The 25,446-nt window shown below is 70.6% G+C and carries 17 protein-coding genes; 6 read left to right on the forward strand and 11 right to left on the reverse strand.

Going from position 1 to position 25,446, the window contains the following annotated elements; all coding sequences use genetic code 11:
- Positions 1-70: 70 nt before the first annotated feature.
- From AB0M93_RS40870 to AB0M93_RS40880, 3 genes are all read right to left on the reverse strand, one after another.
- Positions 71-3,574: a DNA-directed RNA polymerase subunit beta gene (locus AB0M93_RS40870; RefSeq protein WP_364284814.1), complete on the reverse strand. Its 3,504-nt coding sequence runs from the start codon at positions 3,572-3,574 to the stop codon at positions 71-73.
- A gap of 877 nt (positions 3,575-4,451) precedes the next feature.
- Positions 4,452-5,666 carry a LuxR C-terminal-related transcriptional regulator gene (locus AB0M93_RS40875; RefSeq protein WP_364284816.1) on the reverse strand — a complete coding sequence of 405 codons (1,215 nt, stop codon included), beginning with the start codon at positions 5,664-5,666 and terminating at the stop codon, positions 4,452-4,454.
- Positions 5,667-6,240: 574 nt separating this feature from the next.
- Entirely contained in the window at positions 6,241-6,696 is a 456-nt protein-coding gene (locus AB0M93_RS40880; RefSeq protein WP_364284818.1) for a type II 3-dehydroquinate dehydratase, read from the reverse strand.
- A 241-nt stretch (positions 6,697-6,937) separates the two neighbouring features.
- Here AB0M93_RS40880 and AB0M93_RS40885 point away from each other — a divergent pair, with 241 nt between their 5' ends.
- Positions 6,938-8,197, forward strand: coding sequence for a cytochrome P450 (locus tag AB0M93_RS40885; protein ID WP_364284819.1), 1,260 nt, complete (start codon positions 6,938-6,940; stop codon positions 8,195-8,197).
- Positions 8,198-8,268: 71 nt separating this feature from the next.
- Here the strand turns inward: AB0M93_RS40885 and AB0M93_RS40890 are convergent, their stop codons facing one another.
- Positions 8,269-9,180 (reverse strand): transketolase, encoded by a 912-nt coding sequence (locus AB0M93_RS40890; RefSeq protein WP_364284821.1) that lies wholly within the window; start codon positions 9,178-9,180, stop codon positions 8,269-8,271.
- Positions 9,177-9,872: a thiamine pyrophosphate-dependent enzyme gene (locus tag AB0M93_RS40895; protein WP_364284823.1), complete on the reverse strand. Its 696-nt coding sequence runs from the start codon at positions 9,870-9,872 to the stop codon at positions 9,177-9,179. The genes AB0M93_RS40890 and AB0M93_RS40895 overlap by 4 nt, the downstream gene beginning before the upstream one ends.
- Before the next feature lie 198 nt (positions 9,873-10,070).
- Here AB0M93_RS40895 and AB0M93_RS40900 point away from each other — a divergent pair, with 198 nt between their 5' ends.
- From AB0M93_RS40900 to AB0M93_RS40915, 4 genes are read left to right on the forward strand one after another with little or no spacing between them, the layout of a single operon-like run.
- Entirely contained in the window at positions 10,071-11,339 is a 1,269-nt protein-coding gene (locus tag AB0M93_RS40900; RefSeq protein WP_364284825.1) for a cytochrome P450, read from the forward strand.
- A 43-nt stretch (positions 11,340-11,382) separates the two neighbouring features.
- Positions 11,383-12,120: an alpha/beta fold hydrolase gene (locus AB0M93_RS40905; protein ID WP_364284889.1), complete on the forward strand. Its 738-nt coding sequence runs from the start codon at positions 11,383-11,385 to the stop codon at positions 12,118-12,120.
- A 22-nt stretch (positions 12,121-12,142) separates the two neighbouring features.
- Positions 12,143-13,348: an acyltransferase gene (locus AB0M93_RS40910; RefSeq protein WP_364284827.1), complete on the forward strand. Its 1,206-nt coding sequence runs from the start codon at positions 12,143-12,145 to the stop codon at positions 13,346-13,348.
- A complete protein-coding gene (locus AB0M93_RS40915; protein WP_364284829.1) occupies positions 13,345-14,802 on the forward strand; it encodes a bifunctional 3-(3-hydroxy-phenyl)propionate/3-hydroxycinnamic acid hydroxylase in 1,458 nt (485 codons plus the stop codon). Before AB0M93_RS40910 ends, AB0M93_RS40915 begins: the two co-directional genes overlap by 4 nt.
- Here AB0M93_RS40915 and AB0M93_RS40920 read toward each other — a convergent pair.
- The 5 genes from AB0M93_RS40920 to AB0M93_RS40940 form a co-directional block, all read right to left on the reverse strand.
- Positions 14,799-15,833, reverse strand: coding sequence for a CoA transferase (locus AB0M93_RS40920; protein WP_364284831.1), 1,035 nt, complete (start codon positions 15,831-15,833; stop codon positions 14,799-14,801). The two genes, AB0M93_RS40915 and AB0M93_RS40920, sit on opposite strands and share 4 nt — an antisense overlap.
- On the reverse strand, positions 15,830-16,225 hold the full coding sequence (locus tag AB0M93_RS40925; RefSeq protein ID WP_364284833.1) for a cobalamin B12-binding domain-containing protein: 396 nt from the start codon (positions 16,223-16,225) through the stop codon (positions 15,830-15,832). The genes AB0M93_RS40920 and AB0M93_RS40925 overlap by 4 nt, the downstream gene beginning before the upstream one ends.
- Positions 16,225-17,802 carry a methylmalonyl-CoA mutase family protein gene (locus AB0M93_RS40930; RefSeq protein ID WP_364284835.1) on the reverse strand — a complete coding sequence of 526 codons (1,578 nt, stop codon included), beginning with the start codon at positions 17,800-17,802 and terminating at the stop codon, positions 16,225-16,227. Before AB0M93_RS40930 ends, AB0M93_RS40925 begins: the two co-directional genes overlap by 1 nt.
- 66 nt (positions 17,803-17,868) lie before the next feature.
- Positions 17,869-19,665, reverse strand: coding sequence for an ABC transporter ATP-binding protein (locus AB0M93_RS40935; protein WP_364284837.1), 1,797 nt, complete (start codon positions 19,663-19,665; stop codon positions 17,869-17,871).
- Complete coding sequence (locus AB0M93_RS40940) at positions 19,665-21,434, reverse strand: ABC transporter ATP-binding protein (RefSeq protein ID WP_364284839.1); 1,770 nt, start codon at positions 21,432-21,434, stop codon at positions 19,665-19,667. The genes AB0M93_RS40935 and AB0M93_RS40940 overlap by 1 nt, the downstream gene beginning before the upstream one ends.
- A gap of 307 nt (positions 21,435-21,741) precedes the next feature.
- Between AB0M93_RS40940 and AB0M93_RS40945 the strand changes: the two genes are divergently transcribed.
- A complete protein-coding gene (locus tag AB0M93_RS40945) occupies positions 21,742-23,640 on the forward strand; it encodes a multicopper oxidase domain-containing protein (protein ID WP_364284891.1) in 1,899 nt (632 codons plus the stop codon).
- 49 nt (positions 23,641-23,689) lie between these two features.
- Here the strand turns inward: AB0M93_RS40945 and AB0M93_RS40950 are convergent, their stop codons facing one another.
- On the reverse strand, positions 23,690-25,285 hold the full coding sequence (locus AB0M93_RS40950) for an acyl-CoA carboxylase subunit beta (protein WP_364284841.1): 1,596 nt from the start codon (positions 25,283-25,285) through the stop codon (positions 23,690-23,692).
- Positions 25,286-25,446 lie beyond the last annotated feature (161 nt).

The following is a 25,446-nucleotide window of genomic DNA, read 5'->3' on the forward strand; positions in this document are numbered from 1 at the left end:
TCGGCTAGAGGGGTTGGCGGGCGAGCGTCGGGGGCCTGCGGGAGGCCGGCCCCCGACGCTCAGCTCGCGATCAGTGCACGACGTCGTCCACCGAGGGCGACTCGTTGCGGGACAGGTTGATGCCGAGGTTGGCCGCGGCGCGCTCGAGGTCCTCGTCGTCGGAGTCGCGCATCTCGATCGCCGCACCGTCGCTGGAGAGCACCTCGACGTTGAGGCACAGCGACTGGAGCTCCTTGAGGAGCACCTTGAACGACTCCGGGATGCCCGGCTCGGGGATGTTCTCCCCCTTGACGATGGCCTCGTACACCTTGACGCGGCCGACCACGTCGTCCGACTTGATCGTCAGCAGCTCCTGCAGCGTGTAGGCGGCGCCGTACGCCTGCATCGCCCAGCACTCCATCTCACCGAAGCGCTGGCCACCGAACTGCGCCTTACCACCCAGCGGCTGCTGCGTGATCATCGAGTACGGACCGGTGGAGCGGGCGTGGATCTTGTCGTCGACCAGGTGGTGCAGCTTCAGGATGTACATGTAGCCGACCGCGACCGGGTACGGGTACGGCTCGCCGGAGCGGCCGTCGAACAGGTTGGCCTTCCCGTTCTCCTTGACCATCCGCTCGCCGTCGCGGTTCGGCTTGGTCGCGCTGAGCAGGCCGGTGAGCTCCTCCTCCTTCGCGCCGTCGAACACCGGGGTGGCGGTGTTCGTGCCGGGCGCGACGTCGCGGAGCTCGGGCGAAAGGTTCTTCGCCCAGTCCGGGTCGCCCTCGATCGTCCAGCCCTGCGAAGCCAGCCAGCCCAGGTGCAGCTCGAGGATCTGGCCGATGTTCATCCGTCGCGGCACACCGTGGGTGTTCAGGATGATGTCGACGGGCGTGCCGTCCTCCATGAACGGCATGTCCTCGACCGGCAGGATCTTGCCGATGACACCCTTGTTCCCGTGCCGGCCGGCGAGCTTGTCGCCCGGCTGGATCTTGCGCTTCTGGGCCACGTAGACGCGGACCAGCTCGTTGACGCCCGGGGGCAGCTCGTCGTCGTCCTCGCGCGAGAACACGCGGATGCCGATGACCTTGCCGGTCTCGCCGTGCGGCACCTTCAGCGAGGTGTCGCGGACTTCGCGGGCCTTCTCGCCGAAGATCGCGCGGAGCAGGCGCTCCTCCGGCGTCAGCTCGGTCTCGCCCTTCGGCGTGACCTTGCCGACCAGGATGTCGCCGTCGCGGACCTCGGCACCGATCCGGATGATGCCGCGCTCGTCGAGGTCGGCCAGGACCTCCTCGGAGACGTTCGGGATGTCCCGGGTGATCTCCTCGGCGCCCAGCTTGGTGTCGCGGGCGTCGATCTCGTGCTCCTCGATGTGGATCGACGTCAGCACGTCGTCCTGCACCAGGCGCTCGGAGAGGATGATCGCGTCCTCGTAGTTGTGGCCCTCCCACGGCATGACCGCGACCAGCAGGTTCTTGCCGAGCGCCACCTCACCGTTTTCGGTGGACGGGCCGTCGGCGATGACCTGGCCCGCTTCGATCCGGTCGCCCTCGTTGACGATCGGGCGGTGGTTGAAGCAGGTGCCGTGGTTCGAGCGGCGGAACTTGTAGAGGCTGTAGCTCTTCCGCGTGCCGTCGTCGTGCATGACCGTGATCAGGTCGGCCGACAGCTCCTCGACCACGCCCGACTGCTCGGCGACCAGCATGTCGCCGGAGTCGATCGCGGCGCGCAGCTCCACGCCGGTGCCGACGTACGGCGCCTGGCTGCGGAGCAGCGGCACGGCCTGACGCTGCATGTTCGCGCCCATCAGCGCGCGGTTCGCGTCGTCGTGCTCGAGGAACGGGATCATCGCCGTCGCGATCGAGACCATCTGCCGCGGCGACACGTCCATGTAGTCGATGTCGAGCGGGTCGATCAGCTCGACCTCGCCGCCCTTGCGGCGGGCCATGACCCGGTCTTCGACGAAGGTGCCGTCGTCCGAGATCGGCGCGTTGGCCTGGGCCTTGACGAACCGGTCCTCTTCGTCCGCGGTCAGGTAGTCGATCTGGTCGGTGACCCGGCCCTCGATGACCTTGCGGTACGGCGTCTCGATGAAGCCGAACGGGTTGACCCGCGCGTACGAGCAGAGCGAGCCGATCAGGCCGATGTTCGGGCCTTCCGGCGTCTCGATCGGGCACATCCGGCCGTAGTGCGACGGGTGGACGTCGCGGACCTCCATGCCGGCGCGCTCACGCGACAGACCACCCGGGCCCAGCGCGTTGAGGCGGCGCTTGTGGGTCAGGCCGTCGATCGGGTTCGTCTGCTGCATGAACTGCGACAGCTGCGAGGTGCCGAAGAACTCCTTGATCGCCGCGCCGATCGGGCGGATGTTGATCAGGGTCTGCGGGGTGATCGCCTCGACGTCCTGCGTGGTCATGCGCTCGCGGACGACGCGCTCGGTGCGCGACAGGCCGACCCGGATCTGGTTCTGGATCAGCTCGCCGACGGTGCGGATGCGGCGGTTGCCGAAGTGGTCGATGTCGTCGGTCTCGACCGGGATCTCGGTGCCGTTCGCGGCGGTCATCTTGTCCTCGCCGGCGTGCAGCCGGACCAGGTACTCGATGATCGTGACGATGTCCTCTTCGGTCAGCGTCCCGTTCTCGATCGGCGTCGAGAGGCCCAGCTTCTTGTTGACCTTGTACCGGCCGACCTTGGCCAGGTCGTAGCGCTTCGCCTTGAAGAACAGGTTCTCCAGCAGGGTCTGCGCGCTCTCCTTCGTGGGCGGTTCGCCCGGGCGGAGCTTGCGGTAGATGTCGAGCAGCGCCTCGTCGGTGCCGGCGGTGTGGTCCTTCTCGAGGGTGGCGAGCAGCGTCTCCGAGAAGGAGAAGCGCTCGCGGATCGCCTCGGTGGTCCAGCCGAGCGCCTTCAGCAGCACGGTGACCGGCTGGCGGCGCTTGCGGTCGATGCGGACGCCGACGGTGTCGCGCTTGTCGACGTCGAACTCCAGCCAGGCACCCCGGCTCGGGATGACCCGGACGCTGAAGACGTCCTTGTCGGAGGTCTTGTCGATGTCCTTGGAGTAGTAGACGCCCGGCGAGCGGACCAGCTGGGACACCACGACACGCTCGGTGCCGTTGATGACGAAGGTGCCCTTGTCGGTCATCACCGGGAAGTCGCCCAGGAAGACCGTCTGGCTCTTGATCTCGCCCGTGTTGTTGTTGACGAACTCCGCCGTGACGAACAGCGGGGCCGCGTACGTCATGTCCTTGTCCTTGCACTCCTCGATCGAGGCCTTGACCTCGTCGAAGCGCGGGGCGGAGAAGGACAGGGACATCGAACCGGAGAAGTCTTCGATCGGGGAGATCTCGTTGAGGACCTCTTCGAGGCCGCCGACCGGGTTCTCCTCACCCTCCTCGACACGGCGCTGGAACCACGCTTCGTCCCCGGTGAACCACTGGAACGACTGGATCTGGACGTCGAGCAGGTTGGGGGTGTTCAGGGGTTCGCGAATCTTTGCGAAGGAAACCCGCTTGGGCGCGCCGGGGATTCCCGTGGCCTCCGAGCGAGATTCAGCCGAGGTGGTCGCAGCAGTGGCCTGGTTCGCGGGAGAGACTGCCAAGATGCGTCCTTCCGGGGACAATGAGCGGTGACGGCCGCCATAGCAACAGCTATCAGCGACTGTCAAGGGTGCCGTGTGCCCACTATCCTAACTACCGGCTCCGGGCAGCCTGAAAGAGGGCAGCGCAAAGAGACAGTCTAGCCCGAACGTCGCGGCTTGTCCAGGGGGCGCTCCCGATGGGGCCCAGCCTGCTTCGCAACGTCTTCAGGTATGCCTCCGGCTGGCGATCCGGAGGTCCCTCCCGCAAGGGCCCCGGTTTCGCCGTCGGGAGTAAGCGTGACCCCACCGGCGCTTCCAGTCAAGATGCCACACGGGGGTCCCGCCGGTTGGCGCAGCGTGGAAGAGGTTCAGCGGAGCGTGAGCGGCCGAATATCATTCCAGCTACTGGTCGGTAACGCCACCTTGGCGGCTCTACCTGGGGTTTCCCGGCCGAGTTGAGCCGATGACGAAGGCCACCGGAGGGAAGCGGCACCGGGCGTGCCGGGCCGGATTTCCGGTCTGATGACGCGGGTGGAGCGATTGGTTCAGAGGCGCGGCGGAGCCCGAGCGGACGCCGGGACGGCGGCGGCCGGCTCGTGCGTAGAGAGATATAAGGAGGGGCGGCGAGAGGCTGCCGGAGCCACCAGCGACCTCGCCATCCCGTCTCCCGGGCACGCCGGCGGTCACACCACTGCCACGGCACCGGGGCAGCGGCGCGCACCGAACGCGTCACCGTGGCGTCGCGGGCTGCGCTGCCCTTCGCGACGCCGGGGTCACCCTCGCGGTGTTCCCATCCGGGACCGCTTCGAACCCGGTCACCGAACGCGACCACCCGGTCACGCGGACCGTGCCGGCCCGGGCTCGGCACCCACCTGCCCGGCCGGTGGCGGTCAGCGCGTCAGGACACCATCTTCCACGCGGCCGCCAGCTCCACTCGTGAGGTGATGTTCATCTTCTGGAAAACCTTCTTCAGGTGGAACGCCACCGTGTGCCGGGAAATGAACAGCTGCCTGCCGACCTCGTTGTTGGTGTTGCCCTGGCTCACCAGTTCGGCCACCGCGAACTCCGTGCTCGTGAGCCCGTGCGGCACCACTCCTTCGCATTCGACGTTGCGGGCCGTGCGGCGACGCACGCCGTATTCGCGGAGTTTGTTCACCACACGTGCCGCGTCACGCGTGGCGCTCACCGCCGCGTAGGTGTCCAATACCGATTCGAGAATGCGGATCGTCCGGTCCCGCTCCGAAGAGCGCGCCGCCAGCAGGCTCGCCAGGTCTTCGCGCGCCGAGGCCGCGCACCACCGGTCCGGGTGGATTTCGGCCGCTTCGCGCAATTTGGCCGCATCCTTTTCCAGCAAACCGGCCGCGTGCAACGCCGATCCCCGGATCACGCTGAATTCCGGCTGCTCGGCGGCCACCGCCGTGGCGGCCTCCACCGTGATCTTCGCCAGGTCTTCCGCGCCGAGCTTGCCGCACACGCGGACCAGCCAGGACGCCGCCGCCGGCTCCGACACCAAGAGCTGGCGGAGCACCACCGGGTTCGTGACGATGCCGGCGATGAGGCTCGCCGCGCTCTCCACCCCGCTGCGGGCCTCGACCGCCTGCGCGGCCACCCACGCGCCCGGCGCCTGCCCGAAGTAGCCGAGCAGCGCCTCGTCCGCCAGTTTGTCCACGAAGTGCCGGCACGCCCGCATGTCCGCCCGGCGCAGTGCGCCCAGCGCCAGCACGACGTAGCTGGGCGGCCGCAGGGACCGGTCGCCGCACCCTTCGGCGATCCGCAGACCCGTGCTGATCTCGGCCATCGCCCCGTCGACGCTGCCCATGGCGAACAGCAGGCTGCCCCGGACGTTGTGCGACACGGCCGTCATGCGCTCGGAGGACGACTCGCTCCTGGTCTCCTCGACCGCGTCGAGCACCCGGCGGCCCGACTCGAGCTCGCGGGCCTTGATGAGCAGCCCGACGTACCAGAACTGAGCCAGGTCGTAGAGCTCCGGCGCGTCTTCACGGCTGCCCGCGGCGGCCGCCTTGGCACACTGCAGCCCGTGGTCGAGCCGCCCGTCGAACCACGAGGAAGCGGACCTCCGGAGGAACCCCGCGGTGTCGCAGGACCTCCGCATCAAATCGTCACCGAATCCGGTGAATGGATTTTTGGGCACATGCAAGCTTGGTACGTCCAACATCGATCGGCCATCCCCAGAATAGACGCAGCAGAATCGATCTTGCGGCGCGCCGCGCTTCGGCGGATTTCGCAACACCGGCCGTGGACGGCATGGCCGCAGAGGGCCGCCCAGCCTGGCCAACGTAATGCGCACCGCGTTAAGTCGCTGTTCGTGGCGCAGCAGATTGATCAACGAACGGCGGCGCGCCGGCAAAGGCAAAATGAGCGCGCCACAGCCACCTCCCAGTTGGCTTGTGAAAGATTAACCTCTTTGCATTGCTCACGATAGCTTCGGCCCGAGACTTCCTCCGCACCACTGTGACGACAGTCACATTCTCCTGCCGTGCCCTATTGGGCCGTTCTCCCTTGCGCGCCAACAAGATTCTCTGCCGCATCGGCGTTCGAATCAGCCTACTGGCCTAGGGTGTATTCGGTTAGTAGTCAACCAACCATCGGTCGACGCTCTGTCGTATTGGCCCGGATCAGGGGTGCGCTAGTCGCTGGAATACGCGGTTGACAACCCCCTTAGGGGGTCAGCTCACGGCGTCGGAATTACCCGCGGCCAAATGCAGCAGGGCCTGCGCCGCCAAGCGGTAGCCGAATGCCCCCAAACCGACCACCACGCCGCTGGCGAGGGGCGCGATGACCGACTCGTGCCGGAACTGCTCGCGCGCCCACACGTTGCTCAGGTGCACTTCGATCCACGGCGGCGCGTAGCTCGCCAGCGCGTCACGCAGGCTCCAGCCGGCGATCATCAGCGCACCCGGGTTCACGATGGCGCCCACCGTGGTGCCGTGGTGCTGGTGGATCGCGCTGACCAGCTCGCCCTCCCCCTCGCGCTGGATCGACACGACCTCCCACCCGCGGGGGCTCACCTCTTCGGCGACGGCCTTCTCGATGTCGGCGAGGGTGTCGGTGCCGTAGATCTCGGGCTCACGCCGGCCCAGCACACCCAGGTTGGGACCGTTCAGGAGAAGGACGACGCTCACGGGACACCTCGCACGGTGATGGGCCAGCCGGACCACCTCATGCTGTCGGCGCCGTTCGCGCGGGACCACCCTTACCTTGATAGTCGCCTCAGCGGCCGCGCAGTCCTATCAGACCGAGGGATGCCCGGCCCGCGACACCGTGCCTAGGCTCCGGGATGACCAGGCCAGTCGCGGGACCGCCGCCTGTTCCTCCTCGATCGCCGTCCGGCCCGCGTGCTATCGGGAATGGAGTTCCGCCGCAGTGACGACCAAGGTGACCGAGACCGGCAACGAATCGATGCGCTCGCCCCTTCCCGAGCAGTACGTCCGGCGCGAGGACCCCTTCACCGTGCCGGCCGCCTTGGTGGCCGCGGCCGGGCAGGGCCCGATCGCCAAGGCCCAGCTGTCGAGCGGCGACCCGTTCTGGCTGGTGTCCGGCTTCGACGAGGCCCGCGCGGTGCTGTCGGACCCGCGGTTCTCCTCCGACCGGTTCAGCTACCACCCCCGGTTCAAGGAGCTGCCCGAAGAGGTCCGGGACCGGCTGCGCAACGACAAGGCGCGGGCCGGGTCGTTCATCAACATGGACCCGCCCGAGCACACCCGGTACCGCAAGCTGCTCACCGGGCAGTTCACCGTCCGCCGGATCCGCGAGCTCGGCGCCCGGATCGAGGAGATCGTCGCCGGGCAGCTGGACGCCATGCTGGCCAAGGGCAACACCGCCGACCTGATGGCCGACTTCGCGTTCCCGGTCCCCTCGCTGATGATCTGCGAGCTGCTCGGGGTGCGCTACGCGGACCGGGCGGAGTTCCAGGAACGCGCGAAGATGCTGCTGCGGATGGACCTGCCGGTCAAGGAGGGGATGGAGAACTTCGAGGCCCTGCGCGCCTTCATCCTGCGGCTCGTCACGGAGAAACGGGCGGAGCCCGCCGACGACCTGCTCTCCGGCCTGATCCACCACGCCGGGGCCGATCCCGCGCTCACCGACGACGAGCTCGTCAACATCGCCAACCTGCTGCTCCTGGCCGGCTACGACACCACCGCGAGCATGCTGGGGCTGGGCATCTTCGTGCTGCTGCAGCGCCCCGAGCAGCTCGCCGCGCTGCGCGACGACCCGTCCCGCACCGAAGACGCCGTCGAAGAGCTGCTGCGCTACCTGTCGGTGATCAACCCCGGGCTCTTCCGGTTCGCCACGGAGGACCTGGAGTTCTTCGGCGAGCAGATCCCGGCCGGCTCGACCGTGGTCGTCTCCGTGCTCGCCACCAACCGGAACGCGCAGCACCGGCCGGACGCGCAGGAGCTGGACGTCACCCGGCCCCGCGGCCCGCACCTGGCCTTCGGCCACGGCGTGCACCAGTGCCTCGGCCAGCAGCTGGCCCGGATGGAGCTGCAGATCGGCTACCCCCAGCTGCTGCGGCGGCTGCCCGGCCTCCGCCTCGCGGTGCCGCCGGGGGAGATCACCCTGCGCAACGACATGCTCACCTTCGGCGTGCACACCCTGCCGGTCGTCTGGGACGCACCTTGACCTCTTATTAGTACTGCATGCCGAAAGGGCCGGTCCGGACGAGCGTCCGGACCGGCCCTTTCGGCGTGCGGTCAGCTGATGAAGTCGCCGATCGACGCCTTCAGGCTCTCGGCGTCCACGCCCAGCAGGCGGTCGTGCTCCTCCGCCGTGCCGTACACCCGGGCCTCGCGGTCGCGCCAGGTGCCGAACGAGCGCAGGCGGTGCGGGACGTCCGCGAGGGCCTCGCCCACCTCGAACGCCGACGTGCCCCGCAGGTACGGCTCGACCAGCACCACGTCGGGGCGGGCCGCGCCCACCGCCGCGCGCAGGCCCGCGTGGTCGAACGGGCGGATCGTCGAGGCGTACAGCACCGTGACGTCCAGGGTCTCCGTCGCCCCCAGCACCTGGTCCAGCACCGGGCCCACCGCCAGCACCACGCCGCGGGCGCCTCGCTTCAGGACGGTGAACCCGTCGGACACCGGCACCGCCTCGGAGTTGGCGCGCTCGGACAGCCGGACGTACACCCGCCCGTCGCCGGCGATCGCCTCGCGCAGGAGCGGGGCGACCTCGTCCTCGTGGCCCGGGACGTGCACGGTCCAGCCCGGCAGGGTGTCCAGCAGTGCCACGTCGCCGGGGGCCTGGTGGGTGCGGCCCCACGACGGGTCGTCGTAGGACGCGCCGACGCTGACCAGCACCGCGCCGACGTCCTGGTGGCCGAGGCCGATCTTGATCTGCTCGAACGGCCGCTCGATCAGGAACGGGCCGTAGGTGTGCACCATCGGCCGCATCCCGGCCAGCGCGAAGCCGCCGGCGATGTCGATCATCGCCTGCTCCCGGATGCCGAGGTTGACCACCCGGTCCGGGTGCTCCTTCTTGGCTTCCCAGAAGAACCACGACGAGATGTCGGCGGTCAGGACCACCAGCCGGGGGTCCGCGTCGAGCGACTCGACCACGGTTTCGGCCCAGACGGTCCGCATCTGCTTCCTGGTCAGCTGGGCGGTCATGCCGCGCTCCCTTCCGCGAACGGGAGGATCTCCGCCACGACGACCTGCGGCCGTCCGTCGGGCTCCCTGGACAGTGCCTCGTACAGCGCGTCGTGGTCACGGCCGTTCACCGTGCTCGCCCGCCAGTCCTCGCCGGCGAAGCGGGCGGCGATGCCGCCCGGCCAGCCGAGGCTCGCCGTCTTGTTGTCGATGACGACCGCGGTGAGGCGGTCCAGCCCGAGCCGGCCGGCGATCGCCATCGTCTCGTGGTTGCTGCCTTCGTCGAACTCGCCGTCGCCCATCAGCACGAACACCCGGGCGTCGCGGTGGCCCTGCGCGCGCAGCGCGAGCGCGGTGCCGACCCCGAGCGGGAGGCCGTGGCCGAGGGAGCCGGCGCTGATCTCCACGCCGGGCGCCAGGTTGCGGTCCGGGTGCATGCCCAGCGGCGAGCCGAACGTCCGCCAGGTGTCCAGCGTCTCCGGTTCGATGAAGCCCTTCGCCGCGAGCATCGTGTAGTAGGCCATCGGACCGTGGCCCTTGGACAGGTAGAACCGGTCCCGGCCGGGGTCGTCGATGTTCTCCGGCGACACGTTCAGCACGCGGTCGTAGAGCACCCAGAGGACGTCCAGCGTGGATGTCGCGGCCGCCAGGTGCTTGTCGTCCCCGGTCAACCTGGCGAACAGGCCTTTTATCGTCTCTTCTGTCGTCAGCATTCGCGCTTCCTCGGTCGCTGCGGGCACGAGTCTTGTCGCAGGCTAGGTCGCGCGCGGGCCGCCGGGCATCCCCCGACCTGATAGCACCCGGCTCGCACTGTCCACAAAGAACTCACCGAGCACTGTCAGGTTGGGGGATGCTCAAGCGGCCGCCGCTTTCCTACGCTCCGAACGTCCGCCACCAGGAGAGGGAGAGCCATGACCGCCACTGCCGGACCGAAGGCCGAGCCGGTCGACCTGCTGTCGCCGGAGGTCGTCGCCGACCCGTTCGGCTGGTACGCACGGTTGCGCGAAGAACCCTTGGCCGGGCACGGGACCCTGAACCTCGGCACCATGATGGGCGGCCCGGACATGTGGCTGGCCACCCGCTACGACGACGTGCTGCAGGTGCTCACCGACCCGCGGTTCCTCACGAACCCGCCGCCGGACTCGCCGATGGCGGACATCCGCGACGGCATCTTCAAGCGGATGAACTTCCCCGAGGACCTCATCCCCTGGATGGCCAACAAGCTCAACTCCGCCGACGGCGAGGAGCACACCCGGCTGCGCAAGCTGGTCTCGTACCTGCTGACCGCGCGCCGCGTCAACGCGCTGCGGCCCCGCGTCGAGAAGATCACCGAGGACCTGATCGACCGGATGGTCGCCCAAAGCGCCGACGGGTCGCCGGTCGACCTGGTCGAGGAGTTCTGCTTCCCGCTGCCGGTCACGGTGATCTGCGAGCTGGTCGGCATCGACGAGGAAGACCGCGCCGCCTGGCACGCCTGGGGCAACGCGATGGCGACCATGGACGCCCCGAACATCCCGCCCGCCCTGCGCAAGTGCATCGCCCTCTCGCGGGAGCTGATGGCCCGCCGGCGCGTCGAACCGAAGGACGACCTGGTCACCGCGCTCGTGCAGGCGCAGGCCGAAGACCCCGCGCGCGTCTCCGACGACGAGATCGTCGGCATCCTGTTCAGCCTCGTCACGGCCGGGCACCAGACGACGACGTACCTGATCGGCAACTCCGTGCTCTTCCTGCTCGAACACCCCGAGCAGCTCGCGCGGCTGAAGGCCGACCCTTCCCTGTGGGCGCAGGCCGTGCGGGAGCTGCAGCGGCTGGGGCCGCTCCAGTTCACGCAGGTGCGGTTCCCGTCGGAGGACGTCGAACTGGGCGGCGTCACGATCCCGCGGGGCGCGCCGGTCGCGCCGCTGCTGCTGGCGGCCAACACCGACCCGCGCAAGTTCCCGGAGCCGGACAAGCTGATCGTCGACCGGCTCACGGTCGCCAACGAGATGCACCTGTCCTTCGGCAAGGGCATCCACCGCTGCCTGGGCCAGCACCTGGCCTACCAGGAGGCCGAGGTGGCGCTGCACGCGCTGTTCACCCGGTTCCCGGACCTGTCGCTGGCCGTCCCGCGGGACGAGCTGCCGTGGATCCTGCGGCCCGCGTTCACCCGGACCAAGACCCTCCCCCTGAACCTCGCCTGACCGCGAAAGGCCGCTCGTGGACCGACCAGACGCCGAGAAGTGGTTGCGCCGTTTCGAACGGGCACCCGACGCCCGGGTGCGCCTGGTGTGCCTGCCGCACGCCGGCGGCTCGGCCAGCTTCTTCTTCCCGCTGGCCAAGGCCCTCGCGCCCGAGGTGGAGGTGCTGGCCGTCCAGTACCCGGGGCGCCAGGACCGGCGGCACGAGCCGCCCGTCGGCAGCATCGGCGGGCTGGCGGCGGAGATCCTGGCCGTGCTGCGCCCGTTCGGCGACCGGCCGCTGGCGTTGTTCGGGCACAGCATGGGCGCGCTCATCGGCTACGAGATCGCGTTGCGGATGTCCGACGCAGGGCTGCCCGCGCCCGTGCACCTCTTCGCGTCCGGCCGCCGGGCGCCCTCGCGCTACCGCGACGACGACGTGCGCGGCGCGTCGGACGAGCGGCTCGTGTCCGAGCTGCGGAAGCTGGGCGGATCCGACGCGGCCATGCTCGCCGATCCGGAACTGCTGGCGATGATCCTGCCCGCGATCCGCAGCGACTACCGCGCGGTCGAGTCGTACCGGCACGAACCCGGACGGCGGCTGGCCTGCCCGGTCACGGCGTTCACCGGCGACCGCGATCCCCGCGTGTCCGTCGACGAAGCCCGCGCCTGGGCGGAGCACACGACCGGGCCGGCCGACCTGCACGTGTTGCCGGGCGGCCACTTCTTCCTCGTCGACCAGGCCGCCCCGATGGTCGCCACGATGACCGAAAAGCTGGCCGGCGCCGCACTGAGCCGGCCGTGACCGCGATGCACTGGAGGAACTCGTGACGCGAGCTGGTGTCCGGCGTGCGTTGGCGCCCAGCGAACGGATCCACGCCGTCAAGGAGGCGTACATCGGTTACACGGTGCGCGCGACCGGCCGGCTGGATCCCGACGCGCTGACCACCGCGTTCGAAGCGGTGTACCGCGCCTACCCGCACCTCGCTGCCCGGGTCGAGATCGCCGACGACGGTGTGGTGCTCACCGAATCCGACGCGCGGCCGGAGATCCGGTTCGCCGACGGCGATCCCGATCGGCCCCTAGCGGGGCTGGACCTCGACCAGAGCCGGGCACTGAGCGCGCTCGATGTCGTCCGCGGCGGCGACGAGGCCAGTGTCTGCCTCGCGCTTCAACACAGCGTCGGGGACGCCCACCACGCCACGGCGATCCTCTCGACGCTCTGGTCGTGCTACACCGACGTCGTCGAAGGCGTGCCCCTCGACCTGCCCCGGCACCCGTACCCCCGGTCGCTGGAGGACCTGCTCGCCGAGCGCGGCATCCACGCCGACGGTCCCCCGCCCGCCGGGCCGCCGCCGGCGGTGTCGCCCGCGGATCCGGTCGTCCGGCACGTCGTCCAGCACCGCCTGACCGAGGCCGAAACGGCGGCGCTGGCGGACCTCGGCCACCGCGAGAAGGTGACGATCAACGGCCTGGTGTCGGGCGCGATCCTGCTCGCCGAGGCCGAGCTGCGCGACATGCCGCTGACCGACCTCGTGTACCGGTACTCGGTGAACCTGCGCAACCGGCTGACCCCGCCGGTCGGCGCGACCGAGGGCACGAACGTGCTCGGCGGCGTCGGCTTCAAGGTCTCCGCCGGGATGGCGCCCGACGCCGTCGTGATCGGCCGGGCCATCGGCGACCAGCTGCGGGCCGGCTTGGCCGACGGCTCCGTGCAGCGCAGCATCCTGGACATGTTCTCGCGGCCCGCCGCCGCGAAGCCGTGGGACCCGAGCCTCGCCCTCGCCGTCGTCAGCATCATGAACTGGGGGGTCGCGCCGCCGATGCGCACCCCGGCCGGCCTGCGGCTGACCAACCTGCACTCGGCGTCCCGGATGCGGGAAACGCTCGCGCTCGGCGGCTACGTCATGAGCACCTTCGGCGGCCGCGTCGGCATCGACCTGGTCTGGCCCGAGGGCGATCCGTCGCTGCCCGACCGCGTCGCCTGCGTGCGCGAGCGGGTGAACCACGTGCTGCGGAACGAGCTCCCGTGACGGACACGGACGTCGTCGTCGTCGGCAACGGCCCGATCGGCGCCACGCTGTCGGTGCTGCTGGCGCAGCGCGACCGGCGGGTGACGGTGCTCGAACGCCGTCCCCGGCCGTACAAACTGCCCCGGGCGACCAGCTTCGACGGCGAGACCGCGCGGCTGCTCGCAGCCACCGGCATCGGCCCGGACCTCCCCGCGATCACCGCACCGGCCAACGGCTACCAGTGGCAGACCGCCGACGGCCGGACCCTGCTGGACATCGCCTTCTCGGCCACCGGCCGGTACGGCTGGCCGGACGCGAACACCATGCACCAGCCGGCGCTGGAGGAGCTGATCGCGGCCCGGGCCCGGGCCCTCCCCGGGCTCACCGTCCTCCGCGGGCACGAGGTGGTCGCCATCGCCGACGGCGAATCGGGCGTCGAGGTGACCGCCGTCGACGAAGACGAGGTGCCGCGGACGATCTCGGCGCGGTGGGTCGTGGGCTGCGACGGCGCGAACAGCTTCGTCCGCGAGCACCTCGACGTGCCGGTGACCGACCTCGGGTTCTCCTATGAGTGGCTGCTCTGCGACGTCCAGCTGCACGAGCCGCGCGAGTTCGTGCCGACGAACGTGCAGATCTGCGACCCGGCCCGGCCGACGACGCTCGTCGGCAGCGGCCCCGGCCGCCGCCGCTGGGAGTTCATGCGGCTGCCGGGGGAAAGCCCGGCGGAGCTGAACAAGGACGAGACGGCCTGGCGGCTGATGGCCCCGTTCGGCGTCACCCCGGAAACCGCCACCCTGCTGCGCAGCACGACCTACATCTTCCAGGCCCGGTGGGCCGGCCGGTGGCGGGTGGGGCACGTCCTGCTCGCCGGCGACGCGGCGCACCTCATGCCGCCGTTCGCCGGCCAGGGCATGTGTTCCGGCATCCGCGACGTCACGAACCTGGCGTGGAAGCTGGACCTGGTGATCGGCGACCTGGCCGACGAGTCCATTTTGGACAGCTACGAGGAGGAACGCCGGGAGGCGGCGAAGGAGGCGATCCTCGCCTCGGTCCAGCTGGGCCGGGTCATCTGCGTGACGGACCCGGCGGCGGCCGCCGAACGGGACGAAACCGTGCTGGCCAACCGCCGCGGGAAGCCGGCGGGCCGTCCCGAACCGGCTTCGCCGCTCACTGCCGGGCTGCTGCACGAAAGCCCGGGAGCGGGTGTCGTCGTGCCGCACGGGCCCGGCGTCGGTCCGGGTTTCGTGCTGCTCACCACCGAGGAGTACGGCTCGCCGTTCCTCGCCTCGCTCGGCACCAGCGTCGTGAAGCCGGACGACGACGTCCTCCGGTCGTTCCTGGCGCGGTACGGAGCGACTTCGGCGCTGGTGCGGCCGGATTACCACGTCTTCGGCACCGCGAACGGCTTGCCGGGGCTCGAGGCGCTGGTCAGCGACCTGCAGCACCGGCTGCGGGCCGCGGTTCCCGCTCGTTAGCGGTACTCCCCAAGCTGTGGCGGCGGCCGGTGCTCCGGCTCGTACCCGGCGACCCGGACCGGGCTGCCGACCAGCCGGAACTCCCCCGCCGTCACGATGGCTTCCGGGGTCGCGGCCAGCGCCTCCGGCAGCGTCCGCACCGCCGACGCCGGCACGCCGAGCGGGCGCAGCCGGGCCTCCCACGACTTCGCGGTGTCGGTCGCGAGCACGTCGGACACCACCGCCAAGACGTCGTCCCGCCGGGCCACCCGCTCGGCCATCGTTTCGAAGCCGCCGATGCCCGCCTCCGCGGCGAACGACTTCCAGAAACCGTCGTGCGTCACGAACAACGCCAGGTGGCCCTCGGCCGTGCCGAAGAGCTGGGCGGGCACGTAGAACGAGTGCGCGCCGAAGGGCAGGCGGCGTGGTTCGGTGCCCTCGTTGAGGTAGGCCGACGCGCGGTAGTTCAGCTGGGACAGCATCACGTCCCGCAGCGTCACCTCGACCTGGCCGCCGCGGCCGGAGACGATCTGGGCCAGCAGGCCGAGCGCGGCCGCCAGCCCGGCGGAGTTGTCCGCCGCCGAATAGCCCGGCAGGGTCGGTGGCCCGGCGGGATCGCCGGTGAGCGCGGCCACCCCGGTCGCCGCCTGGACCACGTAGTCGAAGGCGGGCTCGTCGCCCGCGTCCAGGCCGTAGCCGGTGATCGCGACGCAGACGATCCGCTCGTTCCAGCGCCGCAGCGAGGCGTAGGTGAGGCCGAGGCGGTGGATCACCGACGGCTTCAGGTTGACCAGCAGGGCGTGCGACCCGGCGACGAGCTCGCCCAGGCGCCGCCGGCCGTCGGCGGTGGTGAGGTCGAGGCAGAGGCTGCGCTTGTTCCGGTTGATGCTCGCGAAGTAGGCGTCGCTCACCTGCCGGGAGAGGTCCCCGGTCGGCGGCTCGATCTTGATGACCTCGGCGCCCAGGTCGGCCAGCAGCATCGTGGCGTACGGGCCGGCGAGGATGTGCCCGGCCTCGAGCACGCGGATGCCCGCGAGCGGCCCGGCGGTCACCGCGGGTTCGCCGTCAGCTTGCCGATCTCGGCCACCAGCACGTCCAGCGCCGTCCCGGTCGGGAAGACCGCGGCCGCGCCCGCCGCCTCCAGCCGGGGCACGTCCGCCGGCGGGATCGTGCCGCCGACGACCACCGCGATGTCCCCGGCGCCCGCGGCCCGCAGCGCGTCGACCGTGCGGGTGGTCAGCGACAGGTGCGCGCCGGAGAGGATGCTCAGGCCGACCACGGCGACGTCCTCCTGCAGCGCCATCGTCACGATCTCCTCGATCCGCTTGCGGATCCCGGTGAAGATCACCTCGAACCCGGCGTCCCGCAGCGTGCGGGCGACGATCTTCGCGCCGCGGTCGTGGCCGTCCAGGCCCGGCTTGGCGACCAGCACCCTGGCCGGCATCAGAACACCACCGGCTGCCGGAACTCGCCCCAGACCCGCTTGAGCGCGGCGACGATCTCGCCGATGGTGCAGTAGGCGTTCGCGCAGTCGATCAGCGGTTCCATCAGGTTTCCGTCGCCTTCCGCGGTCTTCGCCAGCGCGGCGAGGGTGGTGCGCACGGCTCCGCCGTCACGCTCCGCCTTCACCCGCGCCAGGCGCTTCAGCTGCAGTTCCCGGCCTTCGGCGTCGAGCTCGTACATGGTGATCTCGGGCGGTTCCTCCGCCGACGTGAACCGGTTGACCCCGACGACCGGGCGCTCGCCCGCCTCGACGTCGCGGTGCAGCCGGTACGCCTCGTCGGCGATCAGGCCCTGGAGGTAGCCGTCCTCGATGGCTTGGACCATGCCGCCGTGCGCGTCGAGGTCCGCCATGATCGCGACGATGCGTTCCTCGGTGGCGTCGGTGAGCGCCTCGACGAAGTAGGAGCCGCCGAGCGGATCCACGACCCGGGCCACGCCGGTCTCGTGCGCGAGGATCTGCTGCGTCCGCAGGGCGAGCGTCGCCGACTCCTCGCTGGGCAGCGCGAACGGCTCGTCCCAGGCGGCGGTGAACATCGACTGCACCCCGCCGAGCACGGACGCCATCGCCTCGTAGGCCACGCGGACCGTGTTGTTCTGCGCTTGCGGCGCGTACAGCGAGGCGCCGCCGGCGACGCAGCCGAACCGGAACATCGCCGCTTTGTCCGTCTTCGCGCCGTACCGCTCGCGGACGATCGTCGCCCAGCGCCGCCGGCCCGCCCGGTACTTGGCGATCTCCTCGAAGAAGTCGCCGTGGGTGTAGAAGAAGAAGGAGATCTGCGGGGCGAACTCGTCGATCGTCATCCGGCCGCGGGCCAGCACGGTGTCGCAGTAGGTGACGCCGTCGGCGAGGGTGAAGGCCATCTCCTGGACGGCGGTCGCCCCGGCGTCCCGGAAGTGCGCGCCGGCCACCGAAATGGCGTTGAACTTCGGCACCTCGGCGGCGCAGAACTCGATGGTGTCGGCGATCAGCCGCAGCGACGGCTCCGGCGGCCAGATCCACGTGCCGCGGGAGGCGTACTCCTTGAGGATGTCGTTCTGGATGGTCCCGGTCAGCTTCTCCCGCGACACCCCGGCCCGCTCGGCGGCGGCGACGTAGAACGCCAGCAGAATGGCGGCGGTGCCGTTGATGGTGAAGCTGGTGCTGATCTTCTCCAGCGGAATACCGGCGAACAGCACCTCGGCGTCGGCGAGCGTGTCGACCGCGACACCGACCCGGCCGACCTCCTCGCTCACTTCGGGGTCGTCGGAGTCGTAGCCGCACTGGGTGGGCAGGTCGAGCGCGACCGACAGCCCGGTGCCGCCCTGCGCCAGCAGGTAGCGGTACCGCCGGTTCGACTCCTCGGCCGTGCCGAACCCGGAGTACTGCCGGAAGGTCCACAGCTTCTTGCGGTAGCCGGTGGCGAAGTTCCCGCGCGTGAACGGAAACGTGCCCGGCTCCGGCGGATCGGTGGCCCGGTCCGCCGGCCCGTAGACCGCCCGCACCGGGATGCCGGACGGGGTGCGCATGCTGTCACTCATCGCTCACCACGCTAGGGAAAGCGGCCCTGCCGCCCCATACCGCTAGTTGGTAGTTCCGCCGGGACTTCAGACGTCGGACACCGCCGGAGTCGCCGAGAACTGAGCCGCGTGCAGCCGCGCGTACGCCCCGCCCGCCTCGATCAGCTCCCTGTGGCTGCCCTGCTCGACGATGCTGCCGGACTCCATCACCAGGATCACGTCCGCGTCGCGGATCGTCGACAACCTGTGGGCGATCACGAAGCTGGTGCGGCCCTCGCGCAAAGCCGCCAGGCCCCGCTGGACGAGCATTTCCGTGCGGGTGTCCACCGCGCTGGTCGCCTCGTCGAGGACCAGGATCGCCGGTTCCACCAGGAACGCGCGGGCGATCGTGATCAGCTGGCGTTCGCCCGCCGAGAGGCCGTCCGCTTCGGAGTCGAGGACCGTGTCGTAGCCGTCGGGCAGGGTGCGGATCAGGTGGTCCGCGTGCACCGCCGTCGCCGCGGCGACGACCTGCTCGCGCGTCGCCTCCGGGCGGCCGTAGGCGATGTTGTCGGCGATCGTGCCGCCGTACAGCCACGTGTCCTGCAGGACCATGCCGATCCGGCGGCGGAGGTCGTCGCGGGTCATGTCCGTGATGTCCACGCCGTCGACCGCGATCGTGCCGCTGTCGGTGTCGTAGAACCGCAGCAGCAGGTTGACCAGGGTGGTCTTGCCGGCCCCGGTCGGCCCGACGATCGCCACCGTCTGTCCCGGTTGGACCGTCAGCGACAGGTTCTCGATCAGCGGCCGGTCGGGCACGTACCGGAACGAGACGTCGGTGAAGACGACCCGGCCGGTGATGGTCGCCGGCCGCTGGGGGTGCGCCGGGTCGGGTCGCTGGGGGTCGGCGTCGTGCAGCTCGAAGACCCGCTCGGCCGAGGCGAGGGCCGACTGGATCGGGCCGATGAGCGACGCGATCAGCGAGATCGGCTGGTTGAACCGCAGGACGTACTGGATGAACGCCTGCAGCGAGCCGATCGTCAACGCCCCGCCCGCGACGCGCACGCCGCCGACCACCGCGATCAGCACGAAGCCGACGTTGCCGAGGAAGGTCAGCGCCGGGGCGACCAGCCCCGCGCGGAACTGCGCCCCGGCGGCGGCCGAGCGGACGTCGTCGTTGTACGCGGCGAACTTCTCCCGCGCCTGGCCCCAGCGTCCGAACGCGGTGACCAGGTCATGCCCGGTGTAGACGTCCTCGAGGTGGCCGCCGAGCGCGCCGGTGGCCTTCCACTGCTGCGCGAACTGCGGCTTCGCGCGGCGGGCGAGCGCCTTGGCGGCCCATACGGTCACCGGGAGCACGACCAGCGCGACCACGGTCAGCAGCAGCGAGATGCGCAGCATCATCACCAGGGACCCGATGAACAGGAACACCGACGTCAGCAGCAGGCTCGCCGTCTGCTGCACGGACTGCGAGACGTTGTCGATGTCGTTCGTGGTGCGGGACAGCAGGTCGCCGCGGGACTGGGTGTCGAAATAGGACAGTGGCAGCCGCGACAGCGTCACGTTGGTGCGTTCGCGCAGCCGGAACGCCATCCGCTGCACCACGGTGGCGGTCAGCCGGCCCTGGGCGACGGTGCTCGTGCCGGACAGCACTGCCAGCACGCCGGCCCACAGCAGGAACCGGTTGACCGCGGCGAAATCGACGCCGCCGCCGCGGATGCCGTCCACGATGGCGTCGGTGGCGTCGCCGAGCAGCGACGGGATGGTGACCAGGGTGGCGTTGCTGACGATGGCCAGCAGGGCCATCGCGGTGATCCGCGCCCAGTCCGGGCGCATCGTGCCGAGCAGCCGCAGTGCGGTGCCGCGGCTGCCTGCCGCCGTTGCGGGAGCCTGTGCGGTGGTCATCAGGCCGCCTCCTCGACGGTCAGCTGCGAGTCGACGATCTGCGCGTAGGTGGCGCTGGTGGCCAGCAGCTCTTCGTGGGTGCCGATGGCCTCGACGCGGCCGGCTTCGAGCACCACGATCGTCTCCGCGCTGCGGATGGTGGACACGCGCTGGGCGACGATCACCTGCGTGGCGTCCCCGATTTCGCGGGCCAGCGCGGTGCGCACCGCCACCTCGGTCGTGTTGTCCAGTGCGGAAAACGCGTCGTCGAACAGGTAGATCCGCGGGCGGGCCAGCAGCACCCGGGCGATCGCCAGCCGCTGCCGCTGCCCGCCGGACACCGTGCTGCCGCCCTGCCCGATCACCGTGTCCAGCCCCTCGGGCATGGCGCGGACGAACTCGGCGGCCTGCGCGATCTCCAGCGCGTGCCACAGCTGCGCTTCGCCGGCGGCCGGGTTGCCGAAGCGCAGGTTGTCCGCGACCGTCCCGGCGAAGAGGTAGGCGCGCTGCGGTACCAGCCCGACGTGCTCGGACAGGTCGCGCCGCGCCAGCTCGCGGACGTCGGCGCCGTCGATGCGCACCGCGCCCTCGTCGGCGTCGAGCAGCCGCGCCATCACGTTGATCAGGGTCGTCTTGCCGCTGCCGGTCGAGCCGATGATCGCGGTGGTCCGGCCGGGCCGGGCGGCCAGGCTCACCCCGCGCAGGACGGGAACCTCGGCGCCCGGGTAGCCGAACGTGACGTCGGCGAGTTCGAGGTTGCCGCGCCACTTCTCGACGGTGACCGGCGCGGCGGGCTCACCGATGCTCGGCTCGGTGGCCAGCACCTCGGTGATCCGGCCGGCGCTGACCTTCGCGCGCGGCGCCATCATGAAGACGCTCAGCCCCTGCGTGACCGCACCCAGGATCAGCGTCAGGTACGTCAGGAACGCGATCAGTGAGCCCAGCTGGAGCGAGCCGTCGACGACCCGGTGCCCGCCGATGGCCAGCACCGCGACCGCGGCCACATTGGAGATGAACAGCGAAGTCGCGCCGAAGAACGCCTGCACCCGGCCGAGCCGGATGCCCACGCCCATCAGGTCGGTGTTCGCCTCGGCGAACCGGCGGCGCTCGTTCTCGTCCCGGACGAACGCCCGGATCACCCGGATGCCGGTGATCTGCTCGCGCATCACGCGGTTGACCGCGTCCACGTACCGCTGCAGCAACCGGGACGCCGGCACCATCTGCCGGATGAGCAGCCCGATCGTCACCACCCCGACCGGCACCGCCACCAGCAGCACCAGCGAGGACGGCGCGTCCTGCCGCACGGCCAGCACGATCCCGCCGAGCCCGACGAACGGCGCGGTCAGCAGCATCGCCAGCGTCGTGTACAGGATCAGCTGCACCTGCTGGACGTCGTTGGTGCTGCGGGTCAGCAGCGACGAGGCGCCGAACCGGGCCATCTCCCGCGCGGAAAAACCCGACACGCGGTCGAACAGCGCGGCCCGCAGGTCCGCGCCCAGTCCCATCGCGACCCGGGCGCCGAGGAACACCGCACCGCCCGCGCAGGCGATCTGCGCCAGCGTGGCGGCCAGCATGATCCCGCCGTGCCCGAGGATGTACCCGGTGTTGCCGGTGAGCACGCCGTAGTCGACGACGTCGGCGTTGAGCGTCGGCAAGTACAGCAACGCCACGGCCTGCGCCATCTGCAGCACGACGATCACGATCAGCCGGCGGCGGTATCTGCCGAGCCGGGGTTTCAGGAGGGCCAGCAACGAAGACGGCGGCGACGCCGGTTCGGCGGGTGCGGTCATGGCGCCACCCTAGCCAGGTTCACGGCGGCGGTTCCCGCCCCCGTTGCGAACACGGTCGGGAACAGAGCCGTCGGCACGGAAGAGCCCTCCAGTCAGCGTGCGATGCCACGCGCCCCGCCAGGATTTCGGACGCCGCCGCGCGCGACCACTACCAACCTTGGTAGTTCCCTTGCCGCGACCCCTATTACCCTGGCAAACCGGGCATCCGGTGGCTGATGATGCCCGCGTGAACGATGCTTATCCGTTGGACGATGTGGACGGCGAGCCCGACGAATCGGTCGGCCGCCGCACGTTCCTCACCTCCGCCATGCTCGGCTCGGCGGGTCTGGTGGTGGGCGTGAACGTGTTCGGCCCGAGCCTGTTCGGCTCGGGCGCACCCGAGGCGGCGGCCGCTCCGGCGGCCCAGCCGCTCGGGCCTGGGGCCCCGAATTTCGGCTTGACCAAGTTCCTCGACCCGCTGCGGATCCCGCCGGTGCTGCGGCCGCAGCAGGACCTGCTCACCGTCCGCATGACGAACGCCCGCGTGAAGCTGCATTCCCAGCTGCCCGAAACGGCTTTGTGGACCTTCGAGGGGTCGTTCCCCGGCCCCACCATCGAAGCGCGCAGCGGGAAACGCGTGCGCATCGCGTGGAGCAACGAACTCACCGGCAAAATTCCCCTGGTGGCGGCGCGGGTTCCGTTCGCGAAGCCGTCACCGGCCTACACGCCCGGCTACCGCAACCCCGACGGCAGCCTGCCTTCCGGCACTTCGCTGTACGACGGCGTCGCCGACATCCCGCCGTGGAACGTGGTCCACCTGCACGGCGCGGTGACGGCCGCGCACAACGACGGCTGGGCGCACAACGGCGTCCCGTCCGGGGACGCGCAGCTGACCGAGTACCCGAACCGCCAGGCGGCGACGTCGCTCTGGTACCACGACCACGCGATGGCCGTCACGCGGTTCACCGTCTACTCCGGCCTGGCGGGCATGTACCTGATCCGCGACGCCGAAGAGGACGCCGCCGGGCTGCCGCGCGGCGAGCGGGAAATCCCGCTGATCATCACCGATCGCAACCTCGACACCGACCCGGCCACCGGCGCGCTCACCGGCCAGCTGCTCTACAAGCTGCCGTACGTGCCGGCGACCGGCACGACGGCCCCGGTCACCGGCCCCTTCCAGCTCGTGAACGGCGTCATCTGGCCGCACCTCGACGTGACCGGGGACCTGTACCGCTTCCGCGTGCTCAACGCGGCGAACTCGCGGTTCTTCCGCCTCGACCTGATCGACGAGGCGGGCGTCCTGCACAACGACGCGATCCGCATCGCGGGCACCGACGCCGGCCTGCTGCCCGCGCCGGTGGCGATGCCGGCCGGCGGCCTGACCATCAGCCCGGCCGAGCGCGTCGACCTGCTGGTCGACTTCAGCCGCTTCCCGGGTCAGCGCCTGCGCCTGTCCAACACCGGCAGCGTCGGCGAACCGGACATCATGGAGTTCCGGGTCGCGTCCCGGGCCCGGGCGGTCGTCCTGCCCCCGAAGCTCTCGAAGTCCTACGTGCGGCTCGCCCCGGGCACCACCGTCCCGGCCGACCACGACGAGGTCTACGTGGCGCTGCTGCCGGGAACCGTGGCCGGCGAGCCCGACCCGACGATGTGGGAACTGCGGGAGATCACCGACCCGGCCGAGCTGCCCTCGGCGTTCCCGGCGACCGGGATCATCCAGCTCACCGACCCGGCCACGGGGAACGTGCGGTCGTTCAAGAAGGTTGCGGGCCTGTTCGACGACACGCGGACGATCTTCATCAACCGCGGGCGCTGGGCGGTCTGGCACTTCCTCCAGCTCGGCGGCTCACCGCACCCGATGCACATCCACATGACCCGGCTGCAGCTGCTGTCCCGGACGACGTGGACCGACCTGACGGCGTTCAATGTCCCGGTGGGCGGCACCTCGCGGCCGCTGCCGGCGCCGAACGCGGGGCCGGCGATCGAGCAGTGGGAGGAGGGCTGGAAGGACACCTTCCAGGCGCGTCAAGGGGAATGGATCACCGTGGCCGGCCAGTTCGACGGCGCCAGCGGCGAGTTCATGTACCACTGCCACATCCTCGAGCACGAGGACATGGGCATGATGCGGCCCTTCGTCGTCCACCCGCCGGAGATCGCCCGGTTCCACATGCACCCGCACGTCGGCGTCCACAGTGGACAGCAGGCGACGGGGCACAGCGGGCACTGACCGCACTCCGGCCGGGCGGGAAGTCCCGCCCGGCCGGAGGCACCGCGGCTCAGAGCGGGATGTTGCCGTGCTTGCGCGGCAGCCGGAGGTCCCGCTTGCCCCGCAGGCTCTTCAGCGCGGTGGCCACGTACTCCCGGGTCTGCGACGGCTCGATGACGGCGTCGACGTAACCGTGTTCGGCCGCCAGGTACGGCGTCAGCAGGGTTTCCTCGTACTCCTTGGCCAGCTTGGCCCGCAGTGCCTCGACGTCGGCGGCCTGGCGGGCCGCCTCGGCGATCGTCTTGCGGTAGAGCACGTCGGTGGCGTTGCTCGCGCCCATCACCGCGATCTGCGCGGTGGGCCACGCGAAGTTGAGGTCGGCGCCGAGGTGCTTGGAGCCCATGACGTCGTAGGCACCGCCGTACGCCTTGCGGATCACCACGGTGACCAGCGGGATCGACGCCTCGGCGTAGGCGTAGATGAGCTTGGCGCCCCGGCGGATGATGCCGTTCCACTCCTGCTCGGTGCCGGGCAGGAAGCCGGGCACGTCGACGAAGGTGACCACCGGGACGTTGAACGCGTCGCAGGTGCGCACGAACCGGGCGGCCTTTTCGGACGCGTTGATGTCGAGGCACCCGGCCAGCTGCAGCGGCTGGTTGGCCACGACCCCGACGCTCTGCCCTTCGATCCGGGCGAAACCGACGATGACGTTCGGCGCGTACAGCTCCTGCACCTCGTCGAGCTCGCCCTCGTCGACCACCGCGCGCAGGACTTCCCGCATGTCGTAGGGCTGCGTCGCCAGGTCCGGGACCAGGGCGTCGAGGTCGGCGGCGCCGACGGCCACACCGCCGGGCGCGAAGGTGGGCGGATCCGCGAGGTTGTTGGACGGCAGGTACGACAGCAGCTGCTGCACGTAGCCGATGGCGTCCTCGTCGCTGGCCCCGAGGTAGTGCGCGTTGCCCGAGCGCGTGTTGTTGGTCAGGCCGCCGCTCAGCTCCTCCATGCCCACCTGCTCCCCGGTCGCGCCGCGGATGACGTCCGGGCCGGTGAGGAACATGTGCGAGTTGCCGTCGACCATCACGACGAAGTCGGTCAGCGCGGGCGAGTAGCAGGCGCCGCCCGCGCAGGACCCGAGGATGAGCGAAATCTGCGGCACGATGCCCGACGTGCGCACGTTGCGGCGGAAGATCTCGCCGTAGATCGCCTGCGCGACCACGCCTTCCTGCAACCGGCCGCCCGCGCCGTCGTTGATGCCCACGATCGGCCGGCCGGTCTTGACCGCCAGGTCCATCACCTTGACGATCTTGCTGCCGTGCGCCTCGCCCAGCGAGCCGCCGAACACGCTGGCGTCCTGGCTGTACACGCAGACCGGGCGCCCGTCCACCTCGCCGTACCCGGTGACGACGCCGTCGCCGAGCGGCCGGTTGTGCTCCAGGCCGAAGTTGGCCGACCGGTGCCGGACGAACGCGTCGAGCTCGACGAACGAACCGGGGTCGAGCAGCAGGTCGATGCGTTCCCGCGCGGTCAGCCGGCCGCGGGGGTGCTGGCGTTCGGCCGCCCGGGCGGAGCCGTGCGCCACCACCTCTTCGGTGCGGCGGCGCAGTTCCTTGAGCCGGTCGGCGGTGGTGGTCGGCGCGGTGAAGCCGGCGCCCGGTCCGGATTCCATGGTGCCTCCTCAGAAAGGGCACTGGCGAAGTGGCGCCGGCAAGCAGTCTGGCGCGGCTGGTCGTGGGTGGGTTTGGGGGGGGGAAAGCCCCCGAACACAAAACCACCCCCCCCCCCGGAAGGCCGCAGCGGGCCCCCCACCACCCCGGGGGGGGGGGGGCA

Source organism: Amycolatopsis sp. NPDC051102, assembly GCF_040682815.1.
Lineage (GTDB): Bacteria > Actinomycetota > Actinomycetes > Mycobacteriales > Pseudonocardiaceae > Amycolatopsis.

Coding starts and splice junctions, on each gene's coding strand:
- AB0M93_RS40875 (WP_364284816.1), bottom strand. CDS start 5,666: ATGCGGAGGTCCTGCGACACCGCGGGGTTCCTCCGGAGGTCCGCTTCC.
- AB0M93_RS40890 (WP_364284821.1), bottom strand. CDS start 9,180: ATGACCGCCCAGCTGACCAGGAAGCAGATGCGGACCGTCTGGGCCGAA.
- AB0M93_RS40895 (WP_364284823.1), bottom strand. CDS start 9,872: ATGCTGACGACAGAAGAGACGATAAAAGGCCTGTTCGCCAGGTTGACC.
- AB0M93_RS40900 (WP_364284825.1), top strand. CDS start 10,071: ATGACCGCCACTGCCGGACCGAAGGCCGAGCCGGTCGACCTGCTGTCG.
- AB0M93_RS40925 (WP_364284833.1), bottom strand. CDS start 16,225: ATGCCGGCCAGGGTGCTGGTCGCCAAGCCGGGCCTGGACGGCCACGAC.
- AB0M93_RS40930 (WP_364284835.1), bottom strand. CDS start 17,802: ATGAGTGACAGCATGCGCACCCCGTCCGGCATCCCGGTGCGGGCGGTC.
- AB0M93_RS40935 (WP_364284837.1), bottom strand. CDS start 19,665: ATGACCACCGCACAGGCTCCCGCAACGGCGGCAGGCAGCCGCGGCACC.
- AB0M93_RS40940 (WP_364284839.1), bottom strand. CDS start 21,434: ATGACCGCACCCGCCGAACCGGCGTCGCCGCCGTCTTCGTTGCTGGCC.
- AB0M93_RS40945 (WP_364284891.1), top strand. CDS start 21,742: ATGCTCGGCTCGGCGGGTCTGGTGGTGGGCGTGAACGTGTTCGGCCCG.
- AB0M93_RS40950 (WP_364284841.1), bottom strand. CDS start 25,285: ATGGAATCCGGACCGGGCGCCGGCTTCACCGCGCCGACCACCACCGCC.